Origin of the sequence: Desulfovibrio sp. An276 (assembly GCF_002159665.1) — a bacterium.
In the GTDB taxonomy this organism is placed as follows: domain Bacteria; phylum Desulfobacterota; class Desulfovibrionia; order Desulfovibrionales; family Desulfovibrionaceae; genus Desulfovibrio; species Desulfovibrio faecigallinarum.
On the sequence record NZ_NFJC01000077.1, the window covers coordinates 1 to 1,040 of the forward strand.

Annotated in this window: 3 protein-coding genes; 2 read left to right on the plus strand and 1 reads right to left on the minus strand. The window is 47.9% G+C overall.

Features of this window, described 5'->3' with window-relative positions; translation table 11 throughout:
• The coding region (locus B5F76_RS15260; RefSeq protein WP_204218448.1) for a hypothetical protein at positions 1–187 on the minus strand (187 nt) is incomplete at its 3' end.
• On the opposite strand from B5F76_RS15260, the gene B5F76_RS14260 reads away from it, so the two are divergent.
• The gene (locus B5F76_RS14260) at positions 186–491 is read left to right on the plus strand and encodes a hypothetical protein (RefSeq protein ID WP_087355755.1); all 306 of its coding nucleotides are present in this window, start codon (positions 186–188) and stop codon (positions 489–491) included. The two genes, B5F76_RS15260 and B5F76_RS14260, sit on opposite strands and share 2 nt — an antisense overlap.
• 46 nt (positions 492–537) lie before the next feature.
• Positions 538–1,008 (plus strand): Rpn family recombination-promoting nuclease/putative transposase, encoded by a 471-nt coding sequence (locus tag B5F76_RS14265; RefSeq protein ID WP_087355757.1) that lies wholly within the window; start codon positions 538–540, stop codon positions 1,006–1,008.
• Positions 1,009–1,040 lie beyond the last annotated feature (32 nt).

The window sequence follows — 1,040 nt, forward strand, 5'->3', positions numbered from 1 at the left end:
CCATATTTTCTATAGCATTTACGGCAATGGGAGTAAAGTAATTGCTTGAAAAAATTATAATTTCGTTGACACAATAACCGTATGGTTCTACTTTTACCCAACTCTTAGGATATATCCAAAGCCAGAACGTGTTGAGTTCGGGAAGCAAACGGCACAAGCCTGTATTTGCAGGAAGGAGATACGCCATGCAGAAAGAGAATATCAGGAACTGGAAACAGGAATGCCTCAGGAAAGGCTATGTGAAAGGGCGCAAGGAAGGGTACCAGCAGGGATTGCAAGGGGGTGTAGACGTGGGGCGGGAATCTGAACGGCAGAAAATACTGCAGGACATTCTCGAGGACAGATTTGGTCCCCTGCCAAAGACTGTCAGCTTGTACATCGACATCGAAAGGGACGAGCAGACGCTGCTCAACCTGATTCGCTCGGCCAGCAAGGTCGATTCCATGGAGTCCTTTTGTGGGCAACTGGACGAGATCTGGCTCTCGCGATGATTTGAGCTCTATCTTGTAGATTGGGAACTTTTCCTGTTTGTCTTGCATGCCCCTAATAGGATCAGATATGTCAAAGAATACCACCAGCCCCAAAATACCTCACGATCCTTTGTACAAGCAGTTTTTCAGCTATCCTCAAATGGTTGAGTCTCTCCTTCGCGACTTTGTTCCAGAGGATTTTGTGAAAGACCTGGATTTTTCGACTATGAGGCGTTGTTTCAACACATATGTGACCAACGATAATCGTGAAAGACGAAATGACATTGTCTGGCGCATCAAATGGAAGAGCGATGAAGGGCTCTACATGACACTGATTCTGGAGTTTCAGAGTTCGCCGGACCCGTTGATGGCCCTGAGGATGCTCACCTACTCGGGGCTGTTGCTGACTGACATTGCCAAGGAACAGGGTCCGAGGGACTTGCCAGCCGTGTTTCCCGTTGTTATCAAGCGCGCCGTAAAACCTCTCCCTTCAGGGGGAGGATATAAGGCGCCCCTAGCTTGGCAAGTTTGCCTTTAGTTGGGAGTTCTTTGGGATTCGATATACTGCTT